Origin of the sequence: Pseudovibrio sp. POLY-S9 (assembly GCF_001431305.1) — a bacterium.
Taxonomy (GTDB): Bacteria; Pseudomonadota; Alphaproteobacteria; order Rhizobiales; family Stappiaceae; genus Pseudovibrio.
The window spans coordinates 73,988-79,265 of record NZ_LCWX01000122.1; the positions used below are offsets into that span (position 1 = coordinate 73,988).

Here is a 5,278-nt window from a genome sequence, read left to right on the forward strand (position 1 = left end):
AACCGGCATGGCTATCATGGGCTTTGGCGGCGGCGCAATCATCGCAGTTCCGCTGAAAAGCTGGCTTCTGGGCCTCTATGCCAAAGCACCTGACTATCTCGGCCCTCTCGCTGACGTACAAACAACCGTAGAAAACGGTGTGCGCTACGTGCAGGTCGCAGGCCAGAAGCTGGAAGCCATTGTCGTCAGTGCATCTCAAGCAGAAGCAGCCTTTGACGGTGCCCAAGCAGGCGTTTACCTAGCAGGCACAGGCAACACTGGCGCAGCATCAACCTTCCTCACATTGGGTATTGTCTACTTCTTCGTAATGATCCTGGCTTCCTTCGCCTACCGCATTCCTGCGCCGGGCTGGAAACCGGAAGGTTGGGAGCCACCACAGGAAGACCCTGCAAAACAAGGCCTTATCACTCGCAACCATGTGCATATTGATACAGCATTGCGGACACCACAGTTCTACCAGCTCTGGATCGTGCTCTGCTTCAACGTGACAGCTGGGATTGGCGTGATCTCCGTTTCCAAAACCATGATCTACGAGATCTTCGGCAACGGCATGCCAACCATCGTAGACGGAGCCTTCACCGCAACCTACGTTTTGATGATCTCCGTCTTCAACGCTATGGGTCGCCTCGGCTGGTCCACACTCTCTGACTATATTGGCCGCAAGAACACCTACACAGTCTTCTTCGTGCTGGGCTCTTTCCTATACCTTTCCATTCCGCTCATCGCGGCGGAGGCAGGTACAAGCCCCTCCGTGATGTGGCTGGTGATGTTCTACGCAGCCACCATGACCATCTTCACCATGTATGGCGGTGGCTTCGCTACAATCCCCGCCTATCTGGCAGATATCTTCGGCACCAAATTCGTCGGCGGTATCCATGGTCGCCTGCTCACTGCATGGTCTGCAGCAGGTGTTGCTGGTCCATTCCTCATCACATTCCTGCGCGAACGGTCTGTAAACACCAAAATCCATGAGCTTGCGGAAAAAGTTGATCCAGCCGTATTCCTCCAGACTTTCGGTGAAGGCAAAGAGAAACTGGCTGAGCTCATCGCAGCAAAATCCATCTCTGTCTCAAGACTGATGGAAGTAGCTCCGGAAGGCACGGTTGATCCAACTCCGAGCCTCTACAACACCACAATGTATGTGATGGCTGGTTTGCTCGTCGCAGCACTCGTCTCCAACCTTCTCATGAAGCCAGTCCACCCCAAGTATCACATGGCTGAGGACGCACTGGGCGAAGGAGAGGCCACAACAACAAAACCGGCAGCATCTGGCAAACAAACATCTGCACCAATGCCTGCTGAATAAAAAGCAAACCCAAACAACTAAGCCCGCGATCATCGCGGGCTTTTTTTATGAGCAACTCGAAAGCAATGCTACTTTTCTAATCAACCTGCTCTGGAATCAGCGGCTTCTTATACTGAGCCGCACAATCCGCTAACGACGTAATAACTGCAGGCTCCAGCTCACGCTTTGTCATCACCATACCAATGCTGTGCGAAACAACTGGCTTGATCAGCGGTACGGAAACAATTCCTGCCCCAAGCGACAAGGCAGAAAATTCCGGCAAAATCGCGCAATACCCCGCACGGATGAACCCGCCAAGTGACGGGATTGTCTCTGCCTCAATCTCGGGGTCCAACTCAACACCGAGGAAGCGAAGCGTGCTATCCACCATCAACCGGTTTTGCAACTTCGGCGAAAGCGCCACCATCGCCCCGGCATTCACAGCCGTTTCCCACTCCACCGCGTCTACCCCTTGCAAACGATGTCCTACTGGCATGAACAGGCGGTAGTCTTCCTCATAAAGCGTGAAACTGCTGTGCTTCTTTGCATCGCTGAACTGAGTGTACGTGATGCCTGCATCAATCTGATAATCCTCAAGAGCCTTATGGATTTCATCATGGCTCATCAACTGGATCGTCGCATGTGCATGCGGATGGCTCTTCTTCAAATCCAGAATTAGAGAGGCTGTCGCAACATCAGCTGAGGGAATAACGCCGATATTAACCTTGCCGAACACCTCGGCACTCTTCCCCGCAACCTCGTTCCGCAAACTATTACAGTCCGCAAGCACCTTCTTCGCCCAAACGAGAATGCGCTCCCCTTCCGCAGTCAATCCATGAAACTTCTTGCCACGTTCAATAATGGGTACGCCCAGCTCAATTTCCAGCTGGCGAATTCGGCCTGACAACGTTGGCTGCGTCACATTACAAGCCGCAGCGGCACGCGTAAAATGTCGCTCCTGAGCCAGAGTAACGAGGTATTGTAACTGCCGAATATCCAAGGACGATCACCCTTCACACAACGCTTGATAGAAACGCTCTATAGCACAATAGAGCAATCAGATCAGAATGGGCACGGACACTATAGCGTATCGCCGAAAAGTGGTAGCCAGTTTTCGGATAAATATACGCAAGCAAAAAACGCGAATGCAGTTCACCAGGTCCTGCCTAGATGCGAACTGCATTAGCATTTGTTTTTTCAAAGAAAAGCAAAACAAATGCGCTGCGTACTTACGCCACAGGAATATCAGAGTGACCTTTTCACAGAGTTTCCAGTGCGAACCATGACTTGGCCACATTGCCTCTCTTATCTGCCACTCTCGGTTTCCTGTGATTTGCAATCGGACCTTCCATGGCAAAAATCATTTCACGTCCGCTCCTTTGGGCAGTCGGCACAGCCTTTTTCGTAATGCTGGCAGTCTTCGCCACTTACTTACTCTTGCCCTATGATCTGCCCGGCTCCGCAAACCTCACAAAAGTTAAAAATGAACGCCTGCCAGCCCTGCGCGCAGATCTGACCTTCAAAGGAATGACCTTGGGAAACCCCGTTTTCCTGCGTGTCTTTAAAGAAGAAAGCCGGCTGGAAGCATGGATCCGGTCTGGCAAAACCTATCAGCCCTACAAATCATGGGAGATTTGCAAATACTCTGGTGATCTGGGGCCAAAGCTGAAAGAAGGCGACGGTCAGTCTCCTGAGGGCTTTTACAATGTGTCAGCCAGACAATTGAACCCGAACAGCAGATATCACCTCTCCTTCAATCTCGGTTTCCCGAACGCCTTTGATCAGTCACTGGACCGCACAGGCTCTTACTTGATGGTCCACGGTAACTGCCTCTCCATCGGCTGCTACGCCATGACCAACCAGCATATCGAGGAGATCTATCTGCTCGTGGAAGCTGCCCTTCAGAACGGACAAGGCGCAGTCCCAGTCCATATCTTCCCCTTTGAGATGACAGAGGAAAACCTTAGCAAGCACGCCAACTCAAACTGGCTGAACTTCTGGCGCAACCTCAAACAGGGCTACGACCTCTTCGAAGAAAACCGCATACCACCAGATGTGTCGGCAGAAGGAAAACGTTACAGATTTGATGTTTAACCTACACGCCGAAAGCAGGTAGCTAGAGCAATGCTCCAACTACCCTCATTGATTACTTATCAAGCCTAGTGGCAGTGATAGGTCCCACGTTTGCGATCATTATGGCATCCATCACTATTCGTCCCACCGCTATGCGCCGCAGCTACTCCAACTCCTAAAGATACTGCAAACATTGCTAGGAATACACCAGCAAGAACTTTCCGCATTTTCCGCTCCATTAGTTCTCTTACAACAATGCGGAAATTACATTTTTCTTAAAATCAGCATATTCGGTAAAACAACAACATGCAGAGAACAGGTGAAAATATATAACCCATTGCATTGCCGAAACTTCTTTTGAGGACAACACAAGCAAATTGCTTCGAACCGCACTGAAAAACCATCACGCATTCTTGGCGAAAAAACTGTGCAACAGTCTCACTATTGCAAGTTTACAATATAATTTTTTGGGAGAGTAATTTGGTGCGGACGGCGGGACTCGAACCCGCAAGCCCAGGGGCGGCAGATTTTAAGTCTGCTGTGTATACCAATTCCACCACGACCGCTTGCAGGCACCTGAGTACACGAGCAAACCACTTTCGTGCAAGTGCCTCTTTTCCGTTATCCAAGAAGTTCCTATGGCTTATCCCGGATTAAGCCCCTCAAAAAATCGATAGAATCCTGACAGAAACCACGGAATGCAACGGGCTTCATAAAATGCGTGCGCAGTTAAGGATCTGACCTTCTTTTTTCGCTACACCTTTCAAAAATACCCGATATAAGTGGGGAAACACCAGATTACTCCCTAGAATGCCCCTAAAAAAATAGGAGAAGCTTCTACGGAGAAGCAGGGCTTGCGAGCAAGCATAACGGCATTTTACAGTTCCTCATGATGTAATCTGCGTTCGTCCCTGCGCGAAACGGAACAAGGAAAAAACGGGAAAATGATTGACTACGTAGACGCTGCCAACACGCCCCTGAAAAATACCGGCCAGATCAAGATCTACAGCCAGGAAGATTTTGAAGGTATGCGTAAAGCAAGCCAGATGACTGCACAGTGCCTCGACGCACTTGTGCCGCTGGTGCAACCAGGCGTCACAACGCAGGAAATTGATGACTTCGTTTTCAAGTTTGGCAAGGAGCGCGGCGGCGTTCCGGCGACACTGAACTATCGTGGCTTCAGCAAATCCTGCTGTACTTCCATCAACCGCGTCATCTGTCACGGCATCCCTGACTCGAAGAAGAAGCTGAAAGAAGGCGACATCGTCAACATCGACGTTACCTACATCGTTGATGGCTGGCACGGCGACAGCTCCCGCATGTATCCGGTTGGCAAACTCAAGCCAGCAGCCAAGCGCCTGATTGAAGTCACCCACGAATCTCTGATGCGTGCTCTGGAAGCTGCCAAACCAGGCAACACCACGGGTGATATTGGTCATGCAATCCAGGAATACGTAGAATCAGAGCGTTGTTCCGTTGTCCGCGATTTCTGCGGTCACGGCGTAGGCAAGCTGTTCCACGACATGCCAAATATTCTGCATTACGGCCAGAAAGGTTCTGGCATCGAGCTCAAGCCGGGCATGATTTTCACAATTGAGCCAATGGTAAATCTGGGACGACCAGATGTGAAAGTGCTGAAAGACGGCTGGACGGCTGAAACCAAAGACAAAACATTGTCTGCTCAGTTTGAGCATTCCATCGGCATCACCTCAACAGGGTGCGATATCTTCACAACATCACCAGCAGGCCTGTTCAACCCAATGGAACCGGAAGCCGGAGCCGCTGCTTAGCCGCACCAAGTAAGGAGGGGGAATGAAACAAACCAGTTTCGGGTTTCATGAGGTAACTCCCTCTCCTCAGGAGCAGGCACCCACCGTGCCTGCACTCCAGAGCCATATCCCTCTGGACGAACCGGCAACT

General features: G+C 50.9%; 5 protein-coding genes and 1 tRNA gene. 3 read left to right on the forward strand and 3 right to left on the reverse strand.

The genetic code is table 11. The features are described from left to right. Positions 1-1,306 (forward strand): MFS transporter (locus tag PPL9_RS09875; protein ID WP_208989278.1); only part of this gene is annotated, 1,306 nt, incomplete at its 5' end. Between the two features lie 76 nt (positions 1,307-1,382). Here the strand turns inward: PPL9_RS09875 and PPL9_RS09880 are convergent. After that, the gene (locus PPL9_RS09880; RefSeq protein WP_057462542.1) at positions 1,383-2,285 is read right to left on the reverse strand and encodes a LysR family transcriptional regulator; all 903 of its coding nucleotides are present in this window, start codon (positions 2,283-2,285) and stop codon (positions 1,383-1,385) included. 350 nt (positions 2,286-2,635) lie between these two features. On the opposite strand from PPL9_RS09880, the gene PPL9_RS09885 reads away from it, so the two are divergent. Continuing rightward, positions 2,636-3,379 (forward strand): murein L,D-transpeptidase family protein, encoded by a 744-nt coding sequence (locus PPL9_RS09885; RefSeq protein WP_082596712.1) that lies wholly within the window; start codon positions 2,636-2,638, stop codon positions 3,377-3,379. Between the two features lie 65 nt (positions 3,380-3,444). On the opposite strand, the gene PPL9_RS34775 is transcribed toward PPL9_RS09885, so the two are convergent. Beyond that, positions 3,445-3,597 (reverse strand): YHYH domain-containing protein, encoded by a 153-nt coding sequence (locus tag PPL9_RS34775; RefSeq protein WP_348271970.1) that lies wholly within the window; start codon positions 3,595-3,597, stop codon positions 3,445-3,447. Positions 3,598-3,839: 242 nt separating this feature from the next. Beyond that, a tRNA-Leu gene (locus PPL9_RS09890) sits at positions 3,840-3,924 on the reverse strand. Positions 3,925-4,302: 378 nt separating this feature from the next. Between PPL9_RS09890 and map the strand changes: the two genes are divergently transcribed. Further along, the gene (gene map / locus PPL9_RS09895; RefSeq protein WP_057462543.1) at positions 4,303-5,148 is read left to right on the forward strand and encodes a type I methionyl aminopeptidase; all 846 of its coding nucleotides are present in this window, start codon (positions 4,303-4,305) and stop codon (positions 5,146-5,148) included. Positions 5,149-5,278 lie beyond the last annotated feature (130 nt).